Origin of the sequence: Acidovorax sp. 93, from assembly GCF_003633835.1 — a bacterium.
GTDB lineage: Bacteria > Pseudomonadota > Gammaproteobacteria > Burkholderiales > Burkholderiaceae_C > Acidovorax > Acidovorax facilis.
In genome coordinates, this window is record NZ_RBIT01000001.1 from 5,043,473 (window position 1) to 5,065,382 (window position 21,910).

The following is a 21,910-nucleotide window of genomic DNA, read 5'->3' on the forward strand; positions in this document are numbered from 1 at the left end:
CCGCGGTCAGCGGCCGAGGCCCTGCAGCAGCGAGTCAAAGATGTTTTGCGCAATCTGGATCATTTTGGACGATGCCTGGTACGCCTGCTGGTATTGGATCAGCCTTGCAGCCTCCTCGTCCAGGTTCACGCCCGAAATCGCCGTACGGTCCCGTTCCAGGTTGGCCGCTATGGTGGTGGACAGCTCGGCCGCGAACAGCGCGCTCTGGGTGCGGGTGCCCACCTGGGCCATGGCCCCAGCGTAGCCGTCGGAGAGTGTGGACTCGTCGAACATCTTCACGTCCCGCAGGCCCATGAGCGCACTCGCGTTGCCCGCGTTGCGCGTGAAGATGTCGCCGTACTGCGGGTCCGATGCATTGCCGATCACGACGGTGTCGCCCGTGTTGGGGCTGCCCTGCAGCTTGATCTCCCAACCGTTGATCGAGATGGGTGCACCCGGCGTGTAGGGCTGCGCGGCGGCAATGGTGGTGGGTGGCGCAGTGCCCCGGTCCAGCACGTCGTATGTGGTGGGCGGGCCGGCCGTGAACTGCAGCTGGATACCGCCCAGGATGGGGGGCAACGCCGCCGGGTTGGCGTTGGGCGGCAGCACCAGCCCTGGCGGGTTGGGCAGGCCCGTGGCTTTGAGGCCCGCCAGCTGCAGCGTGCCGCCGTTGGAGGTGCCCATGGCCGCGTTGATGGGGTTGGCCGCAGCCAGATCACGCGGTGAGTACACCAGCGACTGGATGTTGGCCGCCGCGGTGCTGAACGGCTTGAACAACATGCGCTCGCCGGGGTTGCCGGGCGTGGTCAGGTTGAAGTTCAGGCCGTCGATCTGCAGCGTGGCCAGGTTGGCCGCGTCGGTGAACGGGGTGGACGTGCCGTCCGACAAGCGCACCACCTGCCCGGCCGTGCCGGTGGTAAAGCGGATTTCGTAGTCCGACGCCGCGAACTCCGTGGGGCCGGTGAAGGACACCGTGCCCACGCCCGCGCCGTTGGTGTGGCCCGGCATGCTGGCGGGCAGCGCGAACAGGTCCTTGCCCAGCGCACCGTCCAGCGTCAGGCCCAGGTTGTGCTGGTCGTTCATCGTCATGCCGATGGCCATGGCCATGCGGCCCAGCAGGTTGCGCCCTTCGGCCAGATCGTTGTTGTTAAAGCGCAGCAGGCCCGACATCGAGCCCCCGCCGAGCACGTTCTCGTCCATCTCCACGGCTGGCGCACCGGGCCGGTTGAAGAACAGCTTGATCTGGCCGCTGCCGGGGAAGGCCGTCGCGTCATCGATGGACAGGCTGGTGGCCGTGGTGCCCAGCACCAGCGGCTGGCTGCCCGCCACAAACAGGCCCACGGTGCCATCGTCAGCTGGGATCTGCGTGGTCTGCACGTACTGGTTGATGTCGCGGATGATCTGGTCGCGCTGGTCCAGCAGGTCGTTCGGAGTCTGGCCATTGCCCTTGGCGCGCGCGATCTGCTCGTTCACGCTGGCCATCTGCCCGGCCAGGCTGTTGACGGCGGTGATGCTGCTTTGCAGCTGTTCGGTCACGGTGTACTGGATTTCGTTGATGCGGTCGGCGGCCGCACGCATGCGCGAGGCGGTTTCGTCCATGCGCGTGAGCACCACGGTGCGCGCAGTGATGTCCGTGGGGGCGCTCACCACGTCCGAGAACGCATTCATCATGTCATTGATGGCTGCACCCAGGCCCGCCGTGCCGCCGCTGAAGACCTCCTGCAGTTGGCGCAGGCGCTCGGCCCGCACGATGTCGGACGACTGCACCGAGCCCGCCGTGGCCGACTGGCGCGTGAGCAGCTCGCTCTGGTTGCGCAGGATGGTCTGCACATCCACGCCCTGGCCGATGTAGCCGCCGCCCGTGAACTGGCCCTGCACGGTCTGCAGCACCACGGTCTGGCGCGAATAGCCGGGCGTGTTGACGTTGGCAATGTTGTGGCCCGCCGTCTGCAGCGCCACCTGGTTGGCCAACAGGGCGCGGGCGCCGACGTTGAGCAAGCTCATGACTCACCTCGCATTTCAGTGATCCCCAGCGCTGCCTGCACCCCCAGCGCGTGAGACTCGCGCGGCCCTAGCCAGTGCCCCCGCGCAAGGGCCGCCCCGCCGCGCTGGGGGCGTCCCCCTCCCGCGAAGCGAGAGAGGGGGAAGGCGCGAAGCGACTCAGGGGGTGTTTGCATGGTCAAGCCTGCGCGCGCAGCGTGCGCAGCACGCTATTGATGGCACCGCCGAGCTTTTTGGCGTACTCGGGGTCGGTGGCGTAGCCCGCCTTTTGCAGCGCCGAGGCATAGGCCATGGCCGAGCCGGACTGGGCGACGGATTCGGCCTTCTCGTAGCGCGGGCTGTCCTTGATGAGCTTTGCGTAGTCCCGGAACGAATCCTCGTACGAGTCGTAGGCGCGGAACTTCGCCGTCACCTTCTGGGCCTTGCCGTTGATGTATTCGGTGGTGGTGATCTCGGCCACCTTGCCTGTCCAGCCCTTGCCGGCCTTGATGCCGAACAGGTTGAACGAGTTGGAGCCGTCCTTGTGTTTGATCTCGCTTTTGCCCCAGCCGGTTTCGTGGCCAGCCTGGCCCAGCATGAAGCTGGCCGGAATGCCGCTCTCCTGGGCCACGCGCTCGGCGGTGCCCGAGAGGTGCTGCACAAAACCATCGCGGCCCTTGGGCGCGGGTCCAGTGGCCTCGGCCGGTGTGCCGGTGGCCGAGGACGCTGTGCGGGGCAGCGCCTGCGGCAGGCTCAGTGTGGAAGGCACGGAGAAATTGGCGTCGGCCCCGCCCATCTGCCGCGAGAGCTGGCGTGCAATCGCTTCAGACAGCCCGCCCTGCTGGCCCGACATGCTGACCGACAGCTGCTGGTCCAGCATGTCCTGGCCCAGGTTGGCCTGCTCGCCTTCCATGAGGCCGGATTTCATCGTGGCGTCGCGCATGCTCTTGATCAGCTCGCGCATGAACAGCGACTCGAACTGCTTGGCGACCTCGCGCGTGGTCTGGGCGTTGTTGGCCGTGCCCGCGTCGTACTTGAGCGAATTGAGCGAGCGGATGTCCACCGCCAGCGCATTGGACGTGCTGCTGGTGGTGCTGGACGAGGGCAGGGTGAGGGCCATGGTTGCTCCCCGGGGTCAGATCACTTCCAGCTCGGCGTTGAGGGCGCCGGCGGCCTTGATGGCCTGCAGGATGGCCAGCAGGTCGCCCGGCGTGGCCCCTAGCGTGTTGAGCGCCTTGACCACGTCTGCCAGCTGGGGTGAAGCCGGCATCTGGATGATGTTGCCCGGTTCCTGGTTGATGCGGATGTCGCTTTGCTGCGCCACCACGGTCTGCCCTTGCGAGAGTGGAGCGGGCTGGCTGATGACGGGCGTGGAGCTGATGGTGATCGACAGGTTGCCGTGTGCAATGGCGCAGGGGCCCAGCGTCACGGCCTGGTTCAGCACCACCGAGCCGGTGCGTGCATTGATGACGACCTTGGCCGAGGGGGTGGACGCCTCCAGGGGCAGTTCTTCCAGGTCGGCGATGAAGCCCACGCGGGCGCCGGGGTCCAGCGGTGCGCGCACTTGCACGGTGCGCCCGTCGAGCGCCGTGGCCAGGCCGCTACCCAGTTTGGTGTTGATGGCCTGCGCCACGCGGCGTGCGGTCTGGAAGTCCGAGGCATTGAGCCCCAGGTTGATGGTGTCGCCCTCGTTGAGGGGTGTGGGCACGGCGCGTTCGACCTGTGCGCCTTGCGGAACCCGGCCTGCACTCAGGTGGTTGATCTGCACCTTGCTGCCTCCCGCCGAGGCGCCCGCGCCTCCCACCACCACATTGCCTTGGGCCAGGGCGTAGATCTCGCCGTCGGCGCCGCGCAGGGGCGTGACGATGAGCGTTCCGCCCTTGAGCGACTTGGCGTTGCCCATGGAGGACACGTTGATGTCGATCATCTGCCCGGGCTGGGCAAAGGCCGGCAACTGTGCCGTGACGATCACCGCCGCCACGTTCTTGAGCTGCAACTGGTTCGCCGTGCCAGGCGGCAGGCTGATGCCCATCTGCTGCAGGTAGTTGGACATGGCCTGCGTGGTGTAAGGCATCTGCGTGGTCTGGTCGCCCGTGCCGTCCAGCCCCACCACCAGGCCATAGCCCGTCAGCTGGTTGCTGCGCACGCCCTGCACCGCCGCCACTTCCTTGATGCGCAAGGCATGGGCAGGCACCGCCACACCAGCAGCCACGAGGGCCAGCAACAGCCACAGCGCGCGCACGGGGCGTGACAAGAGGGAGTGGGACAAGGCTTTCATGACACCGATTGTGGGCGGCCCCGCCAGGAACTAAAACCCAAAAAGAAGCGGGTTCACCGGCCTATTGCATGGGTTCCCGAGCGGGTGGGAAACGGCGGTGGCGTACCGTGCGCCTAGGCGGTTGGTCCGGGTCAAGCTGCAAGGTGAAATATGAATAAAAATGGCCGCTGTCGCTTAATAGATAAGCGTAAATAGCTATAAATAAGATAGCGATTTTGAGATCGACTACACAATCGCAGCCATCCCGCAGCCCAGTGCTCGTCAAAACTGGCGCGGCCAAAGCGCGGGCCGCCGCGCAAGGGCCGCCCCGCCGCGCTGGCGGCGTCCCCCTCCCGTAGCGCGCAGCGCGTAGAGAGAGGGGGAAGGCGCGCAGCGCCTCAGGGGGTGAAACCCTAAAACGGCGTGATCGTGTTGAAGACCCGGTTCATCCAGCCCAAGGCCTGGGCTTCGTTCTGTGCGCCACGGCCACGGGATTCCACCCGCACATTGGCCACCTGGGTCGAGTTGACAATGCTGCCCGGCTGCAGCGCGCGCGGATCGATGGTGCCCGAGAAGCGCAGCACATCCACGTTCTGGTTCACGCCGATCTGCTTCTCGCCCGTCACGACCAGGTGGCCGTTGGGCAGCACGTCCACCACGGTGGCGGTGATCGAGCCGGTGAAGGTGTTGGCGCTTTCGGTGCCACCCTTGCCCGAGAAGGTGCTTTCCGAACCGGCGCCGAGCGTGGTGCGGTCGGCCAGCGACTTTTTCACGAAAGGCAGGTTGGTGATGCCGGCCGAGGCCTCCGAGGTACGGTCCACGGTGGACGAGGATTTCTGGCTGGCCGTCACGTTCTCGACGATCATGATCGTGACGTTGTCGCCCACCAGCCGTGCGCGACGGTCTTCGAACGCGGGGCGGTAGCTGGCGTTGTGGAACAGGCCCCCGGTCACGGGCGGTGGTGCACGGTGCACTGCGGCCAGTGGTGGTGGGGTGGTCGGCAGGATGTCCACCGGCGGCGGCGGCGACAGGGTGGCGGCGCAGCCCGTGAGCAGCAGCGCGCCCACGGCGGCGGGCAGGGCAAAAAGGCGTGTGAACGGCAGCATGGCGAACGCTCCTGGTGTCGGCATCGGGATCACAGCTGGCTGAGCTTGGCCAGCATCTGGTCCGAAGTCTGGATGGCCTTGGAATTCATCTCATAGGCACGCTGTGCCTGGATCATGGTGACCAGCTCTTCCACCACGTTGACGTTGGAGGCTTCCAGAAACCCCTGCTTGAGAATACCCAGCCCGTTGGTGCCGGGCGTGCCCTGCTGGGGCTGGCCCGAGGCGGCCGATTCCTTGAACAGGTTCTGGCCAATGGGCTCGAGGCCGGCCGGGTTGATGAAGGCCGACATCGCCAGGTTGCCCAAGGGCTGGGGCTGGGTGTTGCCCTGTACGGTGGCCGACACCACGCCATCGGCGCTGATGGTCACGCTCGTGGCGTTGGCGGGCACCGTGATGCCGTTGGCCACGGGCAGGCCGCTGGAGTTGACCAGGCGGCCTTGCGAATCGACCTGGAACGAGCCGTCGCGCGTGTAGCCGATGGTCCCGTCGGGCATGGTCACTTCCAGAAAACCATTGCCGTTGATGGCCACGTCCAGGTTGTTCTTGGACTCCTGCAGGCTGCCCTGAACGAAGTTGCGGCTGGTGGCCACCGTGCGCACGCCCAGGCCCAGGTGCAGGCCGGTGGGCAGTTGGTTCTGCTCGGTGGTGTTGGCACCCACCTGGCGCAGGTTCTGGTAGATCAGATCCTCGAACACCGCGTTGTTGCGCTTGTAGCCGGTGGTGGAGACGTTGGCCAGGTTGTGCGAGATGACGTCGAGCTGGGTCTGCTGGGCAGACATGCCGGTCTTGGCGATCCAGAGGGAGTTGATCATGGTGCTTCCTTTTGGCGTGGCGGCGCGGGGCGCGACCTCAGCCGTTCATGCTCAGCAACTGGCTGGCGGTCTTGTCGTTGGTTTCGGCGGACTGCAACAGGCGCATCTGCTGCTCGAACTGGCGCGATGCGGCAATCATCCCGACCATGCTTTCGACCGGGTTCACGTTCGAGCCTTCCACCGCGCCGGCCAGCATGCGGGCGTTAGGGTCGCTCGGGATGGGGTCGCCCGATGTGGCGCGAAACAGGCCGTCGTCGCCGCGCTTGAGCGGGTCTTCCGGTGTGGGGGTGGCCAGCTTGAGGCGGCCGATGGCCTGCGCGGGCTGGCCCGCTGCCTTGGCGGTGACCGTTCCATCCGAGCCCAGCGTGACTTCGGCGCCCGGCGGGACATCAATGGGCGCGCCGCCATCGGACAGCACAGGCAGTCCGGTGGGGGTGAGCAGCTGGCCCGTGGCCGACACCTCAAAGGTGCCTGCGCGGGTGTAGGCCTCGGTACCGTCAAGTCCCTGCACGGCAAACCAGGCATTGCCCACGGCCATGGCGTCGAGGTTGCGGCCGGTACGCTGCACGGGGCCGGGCGTGCTCACGTGGCCCGAGGTGGCCTCCAGCGCAAACACACGGGTTTTGGAGCCATCGCCCTGGATGGGGACCGAGCGGAAGGTGGACATCTCCGCACGAAACCCCTGGGTGGAGGCGTTGGCGAGGTTGTTGGACAACACGGCCTGCCGGTGGGCGGCCGCGTTGGCGCCCGTCATCGCGGTGTAAATGATGCGGTCCATGGGGGCTCTCCGTTGTCCAGGGCTGTTTCAGTGCAGAGTTCTTACGAACCGTTCCCGATCAACGCAAGTTCACCAGGGTGGACATCACCTGGTCTTGCGTCTTGATGGTCTGGGCGTTGGCCTGGTAGGCGCGCTGTGCGGTCATCATGTTCACCAGCTCGGCGGTCAGGTCCACGTTGGAGTCTTCCAGCGCGCCCGAGCGCAGCGACCCGAAGTTGCCGTCGGTGGCCGTGCCAGCCACCGGCTGGCCGGATTCAAAGGTGGCGACCCAGTTGTTGCCGCCTACCGAAGCCAGGCCCTGCGTATTGCGGAAGCTCGACAGCGCCAGCTGGCCTTCTGCACGGGTCACGCCGTTCGAGTAGCGGGTCATGATCATCCCGTTGTTCTCGATGTTGATGCCCGTGAGCTCGCCCGTGGTGTAGCCGTCCTGGCTCAGGTTGGAGACCGAGAACTTGTTGCCGCTCTGTGAGACTTTGTCCAGGCTCACCGCCACATCAAACGCGGGCAGGTTGTTGGGGTTGGGCGGGGTCGGGTTCACGTTCAGCGTGAGCGCGAAGCCCGTGGCGGGGGGCGTGGCCACGGGGGCCGTGATGGCGCCATTGTTGTCAAACGTGATCTGGCCTATAGGAGTTGCCACCACGGGAGGCACTGCCGTGGGGTCGTCCAGCTGGTCGTACACGTCCCAGGTGTTGTCGGTGGCGGTCTTCTGGAAGTACAGGCTCACTGGCTTGGCCACGCCCTGGCTGTCGAACACGTTGATCGACGTGCCGTAGGTGGCGCGCGGTGTGGCCGGGATGGGCGGCGTGGCGGCAGGGTCGCCGGCCGCATCGGTGGCCGTGGCCGGCAGGTTGAATGCTGCCGTGATCGTGGTGGTCTGCTTGGCAGGGATGGGCTCGGAGGTGGGGAACACCATAGGGATGGGGTCGGTGCCCGAACGCAGGCCGGTGACCGGGTCCACGGGGTAACCCATCACGTTGGCGTTGTCGTTGGTGATCATGTTGCCCTCCTTGTCCAGCTTGAAGTTGCCGGAGCGGGTGTAGGCGGGTGTGCCATCGGGCAGCGTGAGCGTGAAAAAGCCGTTGCCGTTGATGGCGACATCCAGGCTGTTGCCCGTGATCGTGAGATTGCCCTGTGTGAACTGCTGGGAGACCGCGCCCACTTCGACGCCGATGCCCGCATTGGTGCCGCCGGACGAGCCGATGGCGGACGCCACCATTTCGGCAAACTCGGCCCGCGAGGCCTTGAACCCGACGGTGTTGGAGTTGGCGATGTTGTGCCCGATGACGTCGAGGTTCTTGCTGGCGGCGTTCAAGCCAGAGAGGCCTTGCTGAAAACTCATGGTGTTCTCCTGATGGGGGCTATCACTGAATCGGCCGGGTTAGACCAGGGCCTTGATCTGGCTGTAGTTGATGGTTTTTCCGTTGGCCAGGGTCAGCACCAGCTGGCCGTCCTCGGCACCTGCGGCCGTGACCTTGGACAGGGCCAGCGACGTGCTGTCGATCTTGGTCGAACCATTGACGGCACTGACGCGGAACTGCAGTCCCTCGGTGGAGCCGGTGTACTTGCTGGCATCCCACTCGAAGGTGTGGCGCCCTGCAGCCTTGGCACCCAGGTCCATGGTCTCGATCACCTGGCCGCCAGCGGTCATCACCTCGACCTTCACCTTGGTGGCGGCCGAGGCCAGCTCAAAGCCACCTTTGCCGGCCTTGTCGGCCACAGCCAGCGTCGAGCCTTCGGTCATCACGTTGCGGCCAATCAGGGCCGTGCCCTGCATCACCTGCAGCGAGTTGAACTGCGCCGACATGCTCTCCATCGTCTGGTTGAGCTGCTGGATGCCGGTCACCGTGTTGATCTGCGCAATCTGCGAGGTCATCTGGGCGTTGTCCAGCGGGTTCATCGGGTCCTGGTTGTTCAGCTGAGCAACCAGCAGTTTCAGGAAGCGGTCCTGCGCGGCTGCAGGGTCGGTGGCGGCGTTGGCCTTGGTGCCGGTCGCATCGGTGACCGTGGGCGCGCTGGTGGCGGAGTTGAGGATCATGGTGGCGTCCTAGAGTTACTGGCCCATCTGCAGGGTCTTGAGGAGCAGCGACTTGGCCGTGTTCATGACCTCGACGTTGTTCTGGTAAGAGCGGGAGGCGGAGATCATGTTGACCATTTCCTCCACGGCGTTGACGTTGGAGTGCGTCACATAGCCTTCCGCGTCTGCCGACGGGTGGCTGGGGTCGTGCACGCGGCGGCCGGGAACGTTGCTTTCGTTGATGGAGCTCACGCGCACACCGGCCGAGCTGTCCGCGCCCATGGGGGCGGTCTGGAACACCACCTGGCGCGCCTTGTAGGCCTGGCCGTCGGGGCCTGCCACGGCATCGACATTGGCCAGGTTGCTGGCCACCACGTTGAGCCGCTGCGACTGCGCGCTGACGGCGCTGCCCGAGACGCTGAAGATGGAGAACATGGACATGGGGAGACTCGCTTTCTGCGCTGCACTGCGGATGGCTTATTGGCCCTGGATCGCGCTGAGCATGGTTTTGGCGTTGCCGTTGATGAAACGCAGCGTGGCTTCATAGCGCACGGCGTTGTCGACAAAGTTGGCGCGCTCGCGGTCCAGGTCCACCGTGTTGTTGTCCAGGCTGGGCTGGGTCTGCACGGAATAACCCAGCGTGCCGGGTGCGCCGGTGCCCGTGCTGGCCGCTGGCAGCGGAATGTGGCGGGGGTCTGTGGCGCCCTTGGCCCCCAGGTTGCCCGTGGTGCCCACCGAGCCACCCGTGGCCAGGCGGGTCACGCCCGAGCCCAAGCCCGTGGCTTCGCGCATCGCATCGCCAAAGCTGAAATCGCGTGCCACGTAGCCCGGGGTGTCAGCGTTGGCGATGTTGCTGGCGATGGCGCGCTGGCGCTCGGCACGCAGCACGAGCGCGTTGCCGAGAAAGTCCAGCCGGTTGGTCATCTTGTCAAGCATGGTTGCCTCACACCCTGGGTTGCAATAGGAGCCGGTTGGGGGTTTCCGGCGTGGTTCGATTGTGAAAGCCGCCGCTTTTTTCTAAAGCGCGAAGAACGCGGAAATGGGTGCGCAGTTTCGGGTTTTGCGCAGGGCTCGCCTGCCTATAGTTCCAGTCGTGAAAGAGTCTTTGCCGCCCCGCGCGGTCAGACCTGTTGACCTGCGATGCCCAGGAGGCCCCATGCCATCGATCTTCGTTTTCCCCTTCGTGTCCCCTTTGGTTCGCGCTGGCGCTCTGGCGATCGCCGGGCGGCGTGCTGTGGCTCGGCACGCTCTGGCGGTGGTGCTGGGGTTGACTGCAGTGGCTGGCAGCAGCGGGGCCGCGCTGGCCCAGGCGGCAGCCGACCCCAGTGCCGACCTGGGCCCGCTGACCCAACGCTGGCTGGATGACGCGATGTCGCGCAACCAGGCCTCCGGCTTGCCGCTGCGCATGGAAGTGAGCGTTGGCTCACTCGACTCGCGGCTGCGGCTGGCGCCGTGTGCGCGGGTCGAACCCTACCTGCCAGTGGGCGCCCGGCTGTGGGGCCGCACCCGCCTGGGGCTGCGCTGTGTCGAGGGGCAAACCGCATGGAACGTTTACCTGCCGGTGACCGTCAAGGCATTTGGCCCGGCTTGGGTGCTGACCGGCCCGGTGGCTCCGGGGACGGTGCTGACCGCCAATGACGCCACCGAGGCGGAAGTGGACTGGGCCGAAGAGTCGGCAGCCGTGATGGCCAACCCGGAAATGTGGGTCGGGCAGGTCGCCGCGCGCCAGCTGGTGGCCGGCCAGGCATTGCGCCAGACCATGGTGCGGCCCCCCCAGCTCTTTCGCGCAGGCGCCCAGGTCAAGGTGATTGCCCAGGGCCCCGGCTATGCAGTCACCTCCGCAGGGCAGGCCATGTCGGCAGGCGCTGCGGGGCAGATTGTTCGCATCCGCATGGATAATGGCAGGATAGTAAGTGGAACTGTGAATGAGGTTGGGACGGTGGTCGTCGCTCTTTGATGACGGGGCGGTGATAAATGGCTAAAGTCCGGGCCAAATGGGTCGAAAACATTGCTACTGTGCCCCACATCAAACGGGGTGGTGGAGAGAGCGATGAAGATTGGTCAAAAACCGGAACTCCCGGGCGCCTTGGCGCAGACGGGGCTTGCCAAGCAAGCCAAAAGTCCTGCCAGCGCTGCTGAAGGAGCCGCCAAAGACGCTGCGGCTGTGTCAACCGCCGGTGTGCCCGTCACCGTCTCCACCGCTGCCCGTGCGCTGGACCAGACATCCCGTTCCACAGGTGATTTTGATGCGAGCAAGGTCAAGGCGGTGCGGGCTGCCATCGAAAAAGGCACTTTCTCGGTGGACGCCGAAGCCATTGCCGACAAGATGCTCTCCAACGCCCAGGAAATCCTGGCCCGCTCGCGCGGTTGATTCCTCAGCGTCCCGCACGCACCTTTATTGACAGACTTGGCAGGCAGGCGCTATCCACCCCACAATGCGCCATGTCCCTGGAAGAATCCCTCTCGGCTGTTGAACAGCTGATCGAAAAAGTCTCCGCCGCCCTTCTCGCGGCAGACCCCCAATCCCTGGAAAAGAACAGTGTGGCCCTGCGGGATGCAGCGGCCCAGTTCGCGCGTGTTCTTGAGCAGACTGCAGCCAGGGGTCTGCCCGTGCCTGCACAGCTGCAAAAACGAGCCCGTGCCATTGACGACATGCTTGCCGTGCACCGCGAAAGCCTGGCGCGCCTGGCCGTGAATGCCGATCGCCAGGTGGCAGGCTTGGTGCCGCAGGCGGGCACACCCTCCACCTACGGCGACGGTCGGGGCGCACAGGCCGGCAAGCCCGGCGTGGCCCGTATCTACAAATCGGCTGGTTGAGCCAAAAAAAGATAGCTGCTGGCGCTTGTCCCTGTTGGCTTTGAGAGGAAAATCCTCTCAAAGCCACGGATTACAAGTGCAAGCAGCTATTGTTTTGACCGTTACCAGTGAAGGCCGGAGGATTGAACTTCGATGTCTGCTCGGCGCGGTTACCCCTGAAACGGTCGCAGCCCCCGACCAGTGCCACCGTGGAACTGGCTCCGCCAGGCCACTGGTGGCGTCCCCCTTCAGGGGGAAGGCGCCGAAGGCGACTCAGGGGGTAGTCAATGCGCCCGCATCTTGGCCCGCAGGCGTGCGATGGACTGGCTGTGCAGCTGGCACACCCGAGATTCGGTCACCCCCAGCACGGCCGCGATCTCCTTGAGATTCATGTCGTGCTCGTAGTACATGCCCATGATGTGCTGCTCGCGTTCGGGCAGGGTCTTGATGGCATTCACCAGCGACATCTTGAGCCGTTGGTCGCGCAGCAATTCCAGAGGGTCTGCGTCGGCGTCTGCCACATGGCGGTCCAGAAAGCCGTCATCGTCCTCGTTGCCATGCGTCATGTCCTCCAGATACACCAGTTGTGTACCCCGAACCTTGCCGAGCAGGCTTTGGTATTCGACCAAGCTCATGCCCATCTCGCTGGCAATTTCAGACTCCAGCGGGCTGCGGCCCAGCTTCTGCTCCAGCCGGTGCACGGCGTGTTCGATGTCTTTCTGGCTCTTGCGGGAGCTGCGGCTCATCCAGTCGCCCTCGCGCAGTTCGTCCAGCATGGCGCCCCGGATGCGCTGGGTGGCAAAGGTCTCGAACTGCACACCCTGGGCCACTTCGTAGCGCGACAGGGCTTCCGCCAAGCCCATCATGCCAACCTGGATCAGGTCGTCCAGCTCCACGTTGGGAGGCAGCTTGGCGATCATGTGGTGCGCGATTCTTCGCACCAGCGGGACGTGCTGGCGGATCATCGCATCACGATCGAGCTGGCCTTTGGCGGTGTACATAGAGAGCGTGTTATGCACTTTTACGTGCCCACGAAAGCCGGGGCAAGGCCCGACAACGAGACGCAGGACGCGCCGCAGTATCAATACTGCCAGCGGCCTGCAACGACGTGGCCGGGCCTTGCCCCGGCTTTCCCTCCGGGTTGACCCCAGAGGCAGGCACTCGCCGCGTTGCAGCACTTGCCAAGGCCCCGGCCTCGGCTGCGCACTGCGCCTTGCGATCACCGGCCTCTGGGGTCAACGTGGGTACGTAAAAGTGCATAACACGCTCTAGTCAACGGCTCCGGACAAATCAGATCAATGGCTCCGGACAAAATGCGCAGGCATGGCTGCCAAGTTGCTGGGTGGCAGCGCTGTCAGCGACTCACTGATAGTGCCCGCATTTTCCAGCAGTTGCAAGGCCAGGCGCTGGAGGTCCTGAGGGTTCTGTGTGGCGATGGTGGTCGTGCGGACCGGGCCGCCCAGGTGGCGTTCCGCGCAGTCCTGCAAGGTCATCAGCGCATGCTGGGTCTTGCGCCGTTCTGCGGGCGTGGTGCCGCGCAGCAAAGCCGCCACCATACAGGGCAGTCCTGTGTGCACCGCGATCTGTTTGAGGCTCTTGTAACTGGTCAGCACACCAGCCGAGCCGTCGCCCATCACCACCAGCGGTACGGTGGCGGTGTGCGTCAGCAGCGGCCCCAGCGTGGCCGCAGGCGCGTGCAGCACGATCAGCCCGTAGGTTCGGAAATAGGGCAGCAGACAGGGCAGGGGTGCGGTCTCGTTGCGGCTGGCCTCGCGGCTGATGCGCTGCAGGCCTTTGGCTGCGGGAATCACTGCCAGCGATGAGGCCATGGCCCCCATGTTGAGGCTGACGCCCTCGTTCCACGGCGCTTGTTGCAGCAGGTGCAGCAAACCCGGGTACTCATCCGTCTCCTGCGCTGTGCCGTCGAGCACCACGACCGGGTAGCCCAGGCGCTGCAGGCTGGCGCAGATCTGCCAGAGCGTCTCCAGCCCGGTGCCCGCGTTGTCCTGGCTGGCAACAGCCACCACGCGCAGCTCTGACTGCGGGGTGAAGCTGTGCAGGCCGGCTGCCTGGTGAAAACCGATATCAAGCATCGACCAGCCCCCGTTCGTTCATGGTGTCGGGCGAATGCGAGAAGAAGAAATTCAGGTCGGTCGCCTTGGGGTCGAAGGCCGACTTGGCAGGCGCGCGCATGGAGGTGCTGATGAGCTTGTGCGCATCGGCACGTTCCCAGTCTTCCGGCACACGCTGGCCGTTGGTCACGCCGCGCAGCACCATCTGGTGGCGGATCAGTGCGTCGATGGCGGGGCCCAGCTTCACGGCCTCGTCCACCTTGGACAGGATGGCTTGCTGGGAACCTTCGGTCTTGAATGCGGTGAGCACGTCATCGAGCGTGTCGCCATGGCAGCCTGCGTTGAGCACCAGCAGGCGGTTGACGTGGGGCAGATCCAGCACGTCCAGCATGTCGCGCTTGCGCGGGTCGCGGGGGGCCACGCCGGTGGTGTCGATCAGCACCATTTTCTTGCCGCTGAGCAGGCCCAGGAGGTCCTGCAGCGCGGCGCGGTCGTGCGCCAGATGGGCCACGATGCCCAGCATGCGGCCGTAGCTGCGCAGCTGCTCGTGCGCGCCCACACGGTAGGTGTCCAGAGTGATCAGGCCCACGCTGCCCGGGCCATGGATGCGCGCACACAGCGCGGCCAGCTTGGCCGTGGTCGTGGTCTTGCCCACGCCGGTGGAGCCCACCATCGCGAAGATGCCGCCTTGCTCATACAGCGGAGGCTCGGCCAGGTCGGTCTTGAGGTTGCGCTCCAGCACATCCATCAGCCAGCGCACCGACTCGGCGGCCGACAGGTCTTCCGGCATGCGCTCGAGCACGGCGCGGGCCAAAGATGGGGAGTAGCCTGCACGGATCATCTTGAGCATGAGGTTGGACTGGATCGGGTTCTGGCGCGCCTGGCCCAGCCAGGCCATGGTGTTAAAGCGGTCTTCGATCAACTCCCTCATGGCATGGAGTTCATTCATCACGCTTTGCTGGTTGTTGTTCGACTGGGCCAGGTGGGCGCTGGCGGCTTCCTGCCGGCGGCGTGGAGGCTCCGGTGGAATGTCCATGGGGATGCTGCGCAGCGGGTTGTGGCGCACGACGGCGGGTGCTGGCATGCGTTCGCGCTCGGGCTCTTGGTCGCGGCTGCGCTCCGACAAGGTTTGTGGTTCGGCCGGGCCGTTGAGCGCCTCGTGGCGGCGGCGCAGCATGCGCTCGCGCACGTAGTCCTGGAACGACAGCGTGCTCATCGCCAGCTGCTCGGTGTCTTCCTCGACTGCGTTGCGGCCCAGGGTGCTGGCTGCGGCGGTCTGGCTGGCGCGCTGGGGGGCGCTGCGCGCCGGTGTGGGGGCCAGCAAGGGCGGGTTGCTGGACGCGCCTGCACTTCCATCCAGGGCCGACAGCGTGTCTTCGGCCGTGGCCACAACCTCGACGCCGTTGGCCGTGGGGCGGTTGGACAGGATGAGGGTGCCCTCTCCAAAGGCCATGCGCGCCTTGGCCAATGCCTCGCGGGAGGTGGGGGCGGTAAAGCGTTTGATGTTCATGCTGATGCACCTCTAAGGATCGGCCCAATGCGGATGGTGTGGGTCTCTGGAATTTCACTGTGCGCAAGCACTTGCAGCCGGGGCGCCACACGGCGCACCAGGCGGGAGATGGCGTTGCGGATCTGGTCGGGAACCAGCAGGCAGGCGGGCAGGCCCATCTCTTCCTGCTTGAGGGCCACCTCGGCGGCCTTTTGCGTGAGGATGTCGGCCACGCCGGGGTCCAGAGCCGGTCCTGCTGCGTTGCCCAGGGCTTGCACCAGCAGGCGTTCCAGGCCAGGCTCGATCGCAATCACGTTGAGTTCGCGGGTGGGGCCGTAGATCTGCTGGACGATGGCGGGCGACAGCGCAATGCGCACGCGGCGGGCCAGCTCGACCGGGTCTGTGATGCCACCAGCGTGCTCGGCCAGCGTTTCGATGATGGTCCGGATATCGCGGATGTGCACAGACTCTTCCAGCAGCAGCTGGAGGACCTTCTGGAACGTTGCGATGGAGACCATTTTGGGGACCACTTCTTCGATGAGCTTGGGGGCCAGCTTGGCCACGTGCTCCACCAGTTGCTGGGTTTCTGTGCGACTCAGAAGCTTGGCGGCTTGCACTTGCATCAAGTGTGACAAATGGGTGGCCATCACGGTTTCGGAATCAACGACGGTAAAACCCGCCATTTGTGCGGCTTCCTTCTGCCGTTCGTCGATCCAGTGGGCTGGCAGGCCAAAAGCGGGGTCGGTGGTGGGCGTGCCGATCAGGGGCGTGGTGATACCGCCGGGGTTGATGGCCAGGAACATGCCGGGGAAGGCTTCGCCTTCGCCCACCACCACGCCACGCAGCGTGATGCGGTAGCCGCTGGGCTTGAGTTCGAGGTTGTCGCGCACATGCACGGCGGGCGGCAAGAAGCCCACTTCTTGCGCAAACTTGCGGCGCACTCCCTTGATGCGGGTGAGCAGGTCGCCCTGGCGGCTCTTGTCCACCAGGCTGATCAGGCGGTAGCCCAGCTCCAGGCCCAGCAGGTCTATGGGTTGCAGGTCGTCCCAGGTGGCTTCGCCATCGCTGACCGGGGCGGGCGGTGCTTCGACTTCGGGCGGCACTTTCTGGCGTTCGTACAGCACCCAGGCGGCGTAGCCCAAGAGGCCACCCATGGTCAGGAACACCATGTGGGGCATGCCGGGGATCACGCCCAGCAGCAGCAGGATGCCGGCGGTCACGCCCAGCACGCGGGGCGACATGAAGAGCTGCTGCACGATCTGGCGGCCCATGTCGTGGTCCTTGCCCACGCGCGAGATCACCATGGCCGCAGCCACCGAGATCAGCAGCCCGGGAATCTGTGCCACCAGCGCATCACCAATGGCCAGCAGGATGTAGCTATCAGCCGCCTGCTTGGCCGAGAGGTCGTGCTGCAAAACCCCGATGGCAAAGCCACCGATGATGTTGATGAGCAAAATCAGGATGCCGGCGACCGCATCGCCGCGCACGAACTTGGAGGCACCGTCCATGGAGCCAAAAAAGTTGGCTTCTTCCGCCACTTCGGCGCGGCGGCGCTTGGCTTCCTTTTCGTCGATCAGGCCCGCGTTCAGGTCGGCGTCCACGGCCATCTGCTTGCCGGGCATGGCGTCCAGGGTAAAGCGTGCCGACACTTCGGCAATGCGCTCGGCGCCCTTGGTGATCACCACAAAGTTGATCACCACCAGGATGGCGAACACGATCAGGCCGACGGCGAAGTTGCCGCCGATCAAGAAGTGGCCGAAGGCCTCGATCACCGCACCGGCGGCGCCGGGGCCGGTGTGGCCTTCGAGCAGCACCACGCGCGTGGAGGCCACGTTCAGCGACAGGCGCATCAGGGTGGTCAGCAGCAGCACCGAGGGGAAGGCTGCGAAATCGAGCGGCCGCAGCATGTAGGCCGCCACCATCATCACCATCAGGGCCACGGCGATGTTGAGCGTGAAAAACGCGTCGAGCAGCCAGGGCGGGATGGGCAACACCATGAGCGCCAGGATCGCCACCACCAGCAGTGGTGCCGATAGGCCCTGAAGGGCGCCTGCATTGGTGCCCGCCCATTGTCGAAGAGACGTTACGGAGGTGTTCATACGGCGGCGCCTTGCACGGGAGTGCGGTTCAGCGGATCAAGTTCAGGCGGAACGAAGGGCTCCACCAGGCTGTCGGGCATGCGGCCTTCGCCACGCAGGGCGGCCTTGAGGCGGTAGACATAGGCCAGCACCTGGGCCACGGCGGTGTAGAGCGTGGCGGGAATGGCCTGGTCCAGTTCGGCATGCGCATACAACGCGCGGGCCAGCATGGGCGACTGCAGCACGGGCACGTCGTGCGCCTTGGCCACGTCGCGGATCTTGAGCGCGATGAGATCGGTGCCGCGCGATATCACTTGGGGGGCACTCATGGTCTTTTCGTCGTACTTGAGTGCCACCGCATAGTGGGTGGGGTTCATCACCACGAAATCGGCCTTGGGAACTGCGCCCACGCTGGCGCGGTCGGCAATCTCGCGCTGCTTTTGGCGGATGCGGCCCTTGGTGTGGGGGTTGCCGTCGGATTCCTTGTGCTCCTGCTTGACTTCCTCGTGCGACATCTTCAGGCGCGACTTGAAGAAGTAGGCCTGCAGCGGCACGTCCACCAGCGCGGCCAGGAATACGACCAGCAGCAGCAGGCTCATGCCCGAAGTCAGCCAGTCAGCCAGCTGGCGAATGGCCATGGGGGAGGGCTGCAGCACCAGCATGGCCACGGTGTCGATGCTGTTGCCCATGAACTTCCAGGCCACATAGCTCAGGATCGCGGTCATCAGCACCATCTTGGCCACGTTGGCCATCTGCTGCTTGGAGAACAGGTTGGCCAGGCCCGAGATCGGGTTGAGCCGGTTGAACTGGGGCGTGATGGGCTTGAGGCTCAGGATCCAGCCGCCAGCGCCAATGGCGCTGATCAGGGCGGCGGCGCTGGTGAGGATGGCAAACACTGCACTGGCCACCAGGCCCACCACCACCATGTCCTGCAGGCGCTTGAGCATGGTGCCTGGCGCCATGACGGTGGCGGCGTCAAACGCCAGTTGCTGGCTCATGGCCAGCTGCATGTGGTCCATCAGCTGGGGCGCCAGCACCAGCAGGCAGGCGGCCCCGGCACCCAGAATCGCCAGGTGGGAGAGATCGCGCGAGCGTGCTCCCTGGCCGTCTTCGCGCGTTTTCTGCAGCTTGCGCTCTGACGCGGGTAGGCTTTTTTCTTGGCTGGATTCCATGGTGGCATGACGGCTGGTGTCATGCCATTGTCGTGAGCAGCCCGGAAATCTAAAGCTGGATAAGGGGGCTGCAGCCCCCTCTTTTCCATGCGGGCCGAAGGGGCCTTGCCTGCGTGGCCTCACCCGAAAAAGGGTGGATGGTGCCGGGATGGGATACTAAAAAAGATAGCTGCTAGCGCTTTGTGGACAAGCGCTAGCAGCCATTTTGACCGCAAAAAGCCCCGGGCGGGCTCAGAACCCGAGGCTGGCCAGCAGGTCGTCCACCTGGGACTGGTCGGTGACCACGTCGGGGGTGTGCTCGGGGTCCACCACGGGGCCCTGCAGATGCTGAGGGCGGGGTGGCTCGACGGGCACCTGCGCGTTGGGTGGGGCCGTTTGAATCAACAGCTGGACCAGCTGGTCTTCAATGGTGGCCGCCAGGTTGACCACGCGGGCAATCACCTGCCCCGTGAGGTCGTGAAAGTCCTGCGCCATCATGATTTCGGTGAGGTGCGTGTCGGCTTCCTTGGTCACGCGCTCCACATCGGTCAGGAAGTTGAAGATCTCGCCCTTGGCCACGGCCGCCACCGGGTCGGCCACCAGCGAGTTGACGACCCGGCGCGTCTCGGCCGCGATGTAGTCATGCTGGGCTTTGGCCTGTTCGACGCGGTTGAGCACCTTCTCGGCCGCTTCCCCCGTCAACCGCGCGATGTACGACAGGCGGCTTTGCGCGTCGGGCAATTCGCCCATGGAGCCACGTAGCTTGTCGGCATAGCCCAGTTCGTTGAGCGAATCGTGCAGCTGGCGGGTCAGCAGGCCAATCTTGTGGTGTACATCGGCAGGCGGCTGGCTGTTGTCCGGTGTGTCGTCCATGGTGTCATAGCCCCATCTTTTTCAGGATCAAGGTCACTTTTTCTTCCAGCGTGGCCTTGGTGAAGGGTTTGACGATGTAGCCCGCTGCACCACCCTGGGCGGCTGCCACGATGTCTTCCTTGCGGGCTTCGGCCGTGACCATGAGGACGGGCAAGTGCTTGAGCTTGTCGTCCTTCTTGATTTCAGCCAGCAGCTGAAAACCGTTCATGTTGGGCATGTTGATGTCCGTCACCACGAAGTCGAACTTGCTGTTGCGCAGCTTGTTCAGTGCGGCCACGCCATCCTCGGCCTCGTCGGCATCGGCAAAGCCGCTTTCCTTGAGCAGGTTGCGCACGATGCGCCGCATGGTGGAGAAGTCGTCAACGATCAAAAAACGAAGGGCTGTGGTCACTTGGGACCCTTTCGGTCGAGAATTACTGTGGGCATTGTCATGGGTGGCAGGTTTGGTGACAAGTCGTAACTGTTACCTGCTTGGGGGGGGATTTTCCCGCTTTTCATTCAGCAGTTCTTTGGAAGTGATTTCGGGAATCCCTTTGCCCATGAGTCGTTCTTCGGCCTCGCGGGTCAGCACCGTGATGGTGATGCGCCGGTTGGCGGGTGCGCGCGGGTTGTTTGGCTCCAGCAGATCGCTGGCCGCCAAGCCCACCACACGTCCCAGTTTAGCGTCTGGCATGCCGGCCGACACCAACTCGCGGCGTGAGGCATTGGCGCGGTCGGCCGACAGCTCCCAGTTGCTGTAGCCCCGGTCGCTGTTTCCGTAAGGCACGGCGTCGGTGTGCCCGGCCAGGCTGATGCGGTTTTCCACCCCGCCCAGCGCTGCCCCGATCTCGCGCAGGATGTCGCGCATGTAGGGTTTCACCAACGCGCTGCCGCTGTCGAACATGGGGCGGTTCTGGTCGTCGATGATCTGGATCTGCAGGCCGTCGGGGGTGATGTCGATGCGGATCTGCGACTTGTATTCGTTCAGGCGCGGGTTTTCGGTGATGAGCGCGTCGATCTTGGCCTCCAGGGCCTTGATGCGGTCCAGGTCCTGCTTGGCGCGCTCGGCGCGGGCGGCATCAATGCTCATGCGGCGCTGCTTGGCCTCTTCCACATCAGAGCGCCGCACCTGCCCGTGCACCTTCGAGAGATCGTTGCCGCCGCCCGGAATCACACTCGAACTGTTGCCCGCGCCGTCGCCGCCAGTCATTGCCACCTTGAGCGGCGACGCGAAATACGCGGCGATCCCCTGCAGTTCGCCCTTGGCCGTGGAGCCCAGCAGCCACATCAGCAGGAAGAACGCCATCATCGCCGTCACGAAGTCGGCATAAGCGATCTTCCAGGCGCCACCATGCACCGCATGGCCGCCTTTCTTGATGCGCTTGATGATGATGGGCTGGAGTTTTTTTTCTGCCATGGCGTTTGGGGTTTCGCGGCGCGGACGTCGCTACTTCTTGCCTTTCACATGCCCCTCCAGCTCGGTAAAGCTGGGGCGGACGCTGGAGAAAAGCACCTTGCGGCCAAATTCGATGGCCGTGGCGGGGTTGTAGCCCTGCATGCTGGCCAGCAGCGTGGACTTGATGCACTGCAATTCCTTGGCGGCATCCTCCGTCTTTTGCTCGACCAGGCCGCCCAGGGGCTCCACCACGCCATAAGCCAGCAAGATCCCGAGGAACGTGCCCACCAGCGCCGAGCCGATCATGCCGCCCAGCACCGAGGGCGGCTGGCCCACCGAGCCCATGGTGTTCACCACGCCCAGCACGGCGGCCACGATCCCGAAGGCGGGCAGGGCACCGGCCAGGCGGGCCAGCGCGGCCACGGGGGCGTGGGCTTCCTGGTGGTGGGTGTCGATCTCGCTGTCCATCAGCGCTTCGATCTCGTGGGAGTTGAGGTTGCCCGACACCATCATGCGCAGGTAGTCGGTGGTGAACTCGATCACATGGTGGTCGCTGCCCACGGTGGGGTACTTCTTGAAGATCTCGGACTCGTGGGGCGCTTCCACATCCTTTTCGATGGCCATCAGCCCTTCCTTGCGGGCCTTTTGCAGGATGTCATAGAGCATGGCCATCAGCTCCATGTAACGGGCCTTGGTGTACTTGGAGCCCTTGAGTGCCATCGGAATGGCCGCCAGGGTGGCCTTGATCACCTTGGGCTGGTTGTTCACCACGAAGGCGCCCAGTGCGCCGCCCAGAATGGTGACGATCTCGAAGGGCAGGGCCTTCAGGATCACACTGATGTTTCCCCCGTGCACGATGTACACGCCGAAGATGCAGCCTAGGCAGACAACGTAACCAATGATGACGAACATGCTGTAGACGTGTTGGGCGGCAGCCGGGGCTAAACAGGTGGGCGGGCGGAGCCGCTGGCAACGCGGCTTACCGAAGGTTACTGTAAATGTATCGGATTGATGAGTGTGGAATGCACTCAAGAGCGCCATCAACACAGGCCTTCTTCGGGAAATGGCGCCAGCGCCACACCTTTGCCTCTTTTGCCGGAGTTTTGACGGTTGTTCTGGGGCGCGGATTATGTAAAAAAAGCCTCTGTCG

At 64.9% G+C, this 21,910-nt stretch carries 22 protein-coding genes; 3 read left to right on the plus strand and 19 right to left on the minus strand.

The genetic code is table 11. The annotated features are described in order from the left end of the window. Window positions 1-6: 6 nt before the first annotated feature. From flgK to flgB, 10 genes are all read right to left on the minus strand, one after another. Window positions 7-1,983, minus strand: coding sequence for a flagellar hook-associated protein FlgK (gene flgK, locus C8C93_RS23110; protein WP_055398315.1), 1,977 nt, complete (start codon window positions 1,981-1,983; stop codon window positions 7-9). 175 nt (window positions 1,984-2,158) lie between these two features. Beyond that, a complete protein-coding gene (gene flgJ, locus C8C93_RS23115; RefSeq protein ID WP_121421305.1) occupies window positions 2,159-3,079 on the minus strand; it encodes a flagellar assembly peptidoglycan hydrolase FlgJ in 921 nt (306 codons plus the stop codon). Between the two features lie 15 nt (window positions 3,080-3,094). Continuing rightward, complete coding sequence (locus C8C93_RS23120; protein ID WP_121421304.1) at window positions 3,095-4,246, minus strand: flagellar basal body P-ring protein FlgI; 1,152 nt, start codon at window positions 4,244-4,246, stop codon at window positions 3,095-3,097. 383 nt (window positions 4,247-4,629) lie between these two features. Continuing rightward, window positions 4,630-5,322 (minus strand): flagellar basal body L-ring protein FlgH, encoded by a 693-nt coding sequence (locus C8C93_RS23125; protein ID WP_121508439.1) that lies wholly within the window; start codon window positions 5,320-5,322, stop codon window positions 4,630-4,632. 29 nt (window positions 5,323-5,351) lie between these two features. Continuing rightward, window positions 5,352-6,134, minus strand: coding sequence for a flagellar basal-body rod protein FlgG (gene flgG / locus C8C93_RS23130; RefSeq protein WP_121421302.1), 783 nt, complete (start codon window positions 6,132-6,134; stop codon window positions 5,352-5,354). A 37-nt stretch (window positions 6,135-6,171) separates the two neighbouring features. Beyond that, window positions 6,172-6,912, minus strand: coding sequence for a flagellar basal-body rod protein FlgF (gene flgF / locus C8C93_RS23135; RefSeq protein ID WP_121508440.1), 741 nt, complete (start codon window positions 6,910-6,912; stop codon window positions 6,172-6,174). 58 nt (window positions 6,913-6,970) lie between these two features. Then, a complete protein-coding gene (gene flgE, locus C8C93_RS23140) occupies window positions 6,971-8,251 on the minus strand; it encodes a flagellar hook protein FlgE (protein ID WP_121421300.1) in 1,281 nt (426 codons plus the stop codon). Between the two features lie 39 nt (window positions 8,252-8,290). After that, entirely contained in the window at window positions 8,291-8,947 is a 657-nt protein-coding gene (locus tag C8C93_RS23145) for a flagellar hook assembly protein FlgD (protein ID WP_121421299.1), read from the minus strand. Between the two features lie 15 nt (window positions 8,948-8,962). Next, entirely contained in the window at window positions 8,963-9,367 is a 405-nt protein-coding gene (gene flgC, locus C8C93_RS23150) for a flagellar basal body rod protein FlgC (protein WP_121421298.1), read from the minus strand. 36 nt (window positions 9,368-9,403) lie between these two features. Further along, entirely contained in the window at window positions 9,404-9,862 is a 459-nt protein-coding gene (flgB, locus tag C8C93_RS23155; RefSeq protein ID WP_121508441.1) for a flagellar basal body rod protein FlgB, read from the minus strand. Window positions 9,863-10,082: 220 nt separating this feature from the next. On the opposite strand from flgB, the gene flgA reads away from it, so the two are divergent. The 3 genes from flgA (at window position 10,083) to C8C93_RS23170 (ending at window position 11,743) form a co-directional block, all read left to right on the plus strand. Next, window positions 10,083-10,883, plus strand: coding sequence for a flagellar basal body P-ring formation chaperone FlgA (flgA, locus tag C8C93_RS23160; RefSeq protein ID WP_228898966.1), 801 nt, complete (start codon window positions 10,083-10,085; stop codon window positions 10,881-10,883). Window positions 10,884-10,976: 93 nt separating this feature from the next. After that, window positions 10,977-11,297: a flagellar biosynthesis anti-sigma factor FlgM gene (gene flgM / locus C8C93_RS23165; RefSeq protein WP_121508442.1), complete on the plus strand. Its 321-nt coding sequence runs from the start codon at window positions 10,977-10,979 to the stop codon at window positions 11,295-11,297. A gap of 71 nt (window positions 11,298-11,368) precedes the next feature. After that, window positions 11,369-11,743 (plus strand): hypothetical protein, encoded by a 375-nt coding sequence (locus tag C8C93_RS23170; RefSeq protein WP_121508443.1) that lies wholly within the window; start codon window positions 11,369-11,371, stop codon window positions 11,741-11,743. Window positions 11,744-12,006: 263 nt separating this feature from the next. Here C8C93_RS23170 and C8C93_RS23175 read toward each other — a convergent pair whose 3' ends face one another. The 9 genes from C8C93_RS23175 to motA form a co-directional block, all read right to left on the minus strand. Continuing rightward, window positions 12,007-12,723: an RNA polymerase sigma factor FliA gene (locus C8C93_RS23175; RefSeq protein WP_121421293.1), complete on the minus strand. Its 717-nt coding sequence runs from the start codon at window positions 12,721-12,723 to the stop codon at window positions 12,007-12,009. A 294-nt stretch (window positions 12,724-13,017) separates the two neighbouring features. Next, window positions 13,018-13,815, minus strand: coding sequence for a hypothetical protein (locus tag C8C93_RS23180; RefSeq protein ID WP_121508444.1), 798 nt, complete (start codon window positions 13,813-13,815; stop codon window positions 13,018-13,020). Continuing rightward, window positions 13,808-15,304, minus strand: a complete 1,497-nt coding sequence (flhF, locus tag C8C93_RS23185; RefSeq protein WP_121508445.1) for a flagellar biosynthesis protein FlhF — start codon at window positions 15,302-15,304, stop codon at window positions 13,808-13,810. Before flhF ends, C8C93_RS23180 begins: the two co-directional genes overlap by 8 nt. After that, window positions 15,301-17,382, minus strand: coding sequence for a flagellar biosynthesis protein FlhA (flhA, locus tag C8C93_RS23190; protein WP_121421290.1), 2,082 nt, complete (start codon window positions 17,380-17,382; stop codon window positions 15,301-15,303). The genes flhF and flhA overlap by 4 nt, the downstream gene beginning before the upstream one ends. After that, window positions 17,379-18,533 carry a flagellar biosynthesis protein FlhB gene (locus C8C93_RS23195; RefSeq protein WP_055398300.1) on the minus strand — a complete coding sequence of 385 codons (1,155 nt, stop codon included), beginning with the start codon at window positions 18,531-18,533 and terminating at the stop codon, window positions 17,379-17,381. The genes flhA and C8C93_RS23195 overlap by 4 nt, the downstream gene beginning before the upstream one ends. Before the next feature lie 231 nt (window positions 18,534-18,764). Beyond that, on the minus strand, window positions 18,765-19,385 hold the full coding sequence (locus C8C93_RS23200) for a protein phosphatase CheZ (RefSeq protein WP_121508446.1): 621 nt from the start codon (window positions 19,383-19,385) through the stop codon (window positions 18,765-18,767). A gap of 4 nt (window positions 19,386-19,389) precedes the next feature. Beyond that, window positions 19,390-19,776, minus strand: a complete 387-nt coding sequence (gene cheY, locus C8C93_RS23205) for a chemotaxis response regulator CheY (RefSeq protein ID WP_010466076.1) — start codon at window positions 19,774-19,776, stop codon at window positions 19,390-19,392. A gap of 72 nt (window positions 19,777-19,848) precedes the next feature. Further along, window positions 19,849-20,781: a flagellar motor protein MotB gene (gene motB / locus C8C93_RS23210; protein ID WP_121508447.1), complete on the minus strand. Its 933-nt coding sequence runs from the start codon at window positions 20,779-20,781 to the stop codon at window positions 19,849-19,851. A 30-nt stretch (window positions 20,782-20,811) separates the two neighbouring features. Further along, window positions 20,812-21,672: a flagellar motor stator protein MotA gene (gene motA / locus C8C93_RS23215; protein WP_055398297.1), complete on the minus strand. Its 861-nt coding sequence runs from the start codon at window positions 21,670-21,672 to the stop codon at window positions 20,812-20,814. Window positions 21,673-21,910: the final 238 nt, after the last annotated feature.

Coding starts and splice junctions, on each gene's coding strand:
- flgJ (WP_121421305.1), bottom strand. CDS start 3,079: ATGGCCCTCACCCTGCCCTCGTCCAGCACCACCAGCAGCACGTCCAAT.
- flgM (WP_121508442.1), top strand. CDS start 10,977: ATGAAGATTGGTCAAAAACCGGAACTCCCGGGCGCCTTGGCGCAGACG.
- C8C93_RS23180 (WP_121508444.1), bottom strand. CDS start 13,815: ATGCTTGATATCGGTTTTCACCAGGCAGCCGGCCTGCACAGCTTCACC.
- C8C93_RS23175 (WP_121421293.1), bottom strand. CDS start 12,723: ATGTACACCGCCAAAGGCCAGCTCGATCGTGATGCGATGATCCGCCAG.
- motA (WP_055398297.1), bottom strand. CDS start 21,672: ATGTTCGTCATCATTGGTTACGTTGTCTGCCTAGGCTGCATCTTCGGC.
- flgF (WP_121508440.1), bottom strand. CDS start 6,912: ATGGACCGCATCATTTACACCGCGATGACGGGCGCCAACGCGGCCGCC.
- flgK (WP_055398315.1), bottom strand. CDS start 1,983: ATGAGCTTGCTCAACGTCGGCGCCCGCGCCCTGTTGGCCAACCAGGTG.
- C8C93_RS23170 (WP_121508443.1), top strand. CDS start 11,369: ATGTCCCTGGAAGAATCCCTCTCGGCTGTTGAACAGCTGATCGAAAAA.
- C8C93_RS23195 (WP_055398300.1), bottom strand. CDS start 18,533: ATGGAATCCAGCCAAGAAAAAAGCCTACCCGCGTCAGAGCGCAAGCTG.
- flgA (WP_228898966.1), top strand. CDS start 10,083: ATGCCATCGATCTTCGTTTTCCCCTTCGTGTCCCCTTTGGTTCGCGCT.
- C8C93_RS23200 (WP_121508446.1), bottom strand. CDS start 19,385: ATGGACGACACACCGGACAACAGCCAGCCGCCTGCCGATGTACACCAC.
- flhA (WP_121421290.1), bottom strand. CDS start 17,382: ATGAACACCTCCGTAACGTCTCTTCGACAATGGGCGGGCACCAATGCA.
- flgB (WP_121508441.1), bottom strand. CDS start 9,862: ATGCTTGACAAGATGACCAACCGGCTGGACTTTCTCGGCAACGCGCTC.
- flgG (WP_121421302.1), bottom strand. CDS start 6,134: ATGATCAACTCCCTCTGGATCGCCAAGACCGGCATGTCTGCCCAGCAG.
- flgE (WP_121421300.1), bottom strand. CDS start 8,251: ATGAGTTTTCAGCAAGGCCTCTCTGGCTTGAACGCCGCCAGCAAGAAC.
- flhF (WP_121508445.1), bottom strand. CDS start 15,304: ATGAACATCAAACGCTTTACCGCCCCCACCTCCCGCGAGGCATTGGCC.
- C8C93_RS23145 (WP_121421299.1), bottom strand. CDS start 8,947: ATGATCCTCAACTCCGCCACCAGCGCGCCCACGGTCACCGATGCGACC.
- flgC (WP_121421298.1), bottom strand. CDS start 9,367: ATGTCCATGTTCTCCATCTTCAGCGTCTCGGGCAGCGCCGTCAGCGCG.
- motB (WP_121508447.1), bottom strand. CDS start 20,781: ATGGCAGAAAAAAAACTCCAGCCCATCATCATCAAGCGCATCAAGAAA.
- C8C93_RS23125 (WP_121508439.1), bottom strand. CDS start 5,322: ATGCTGCCGTTCACACGCCTTTTTGCCCTGCCCGCCGCCGTGGGCGCG.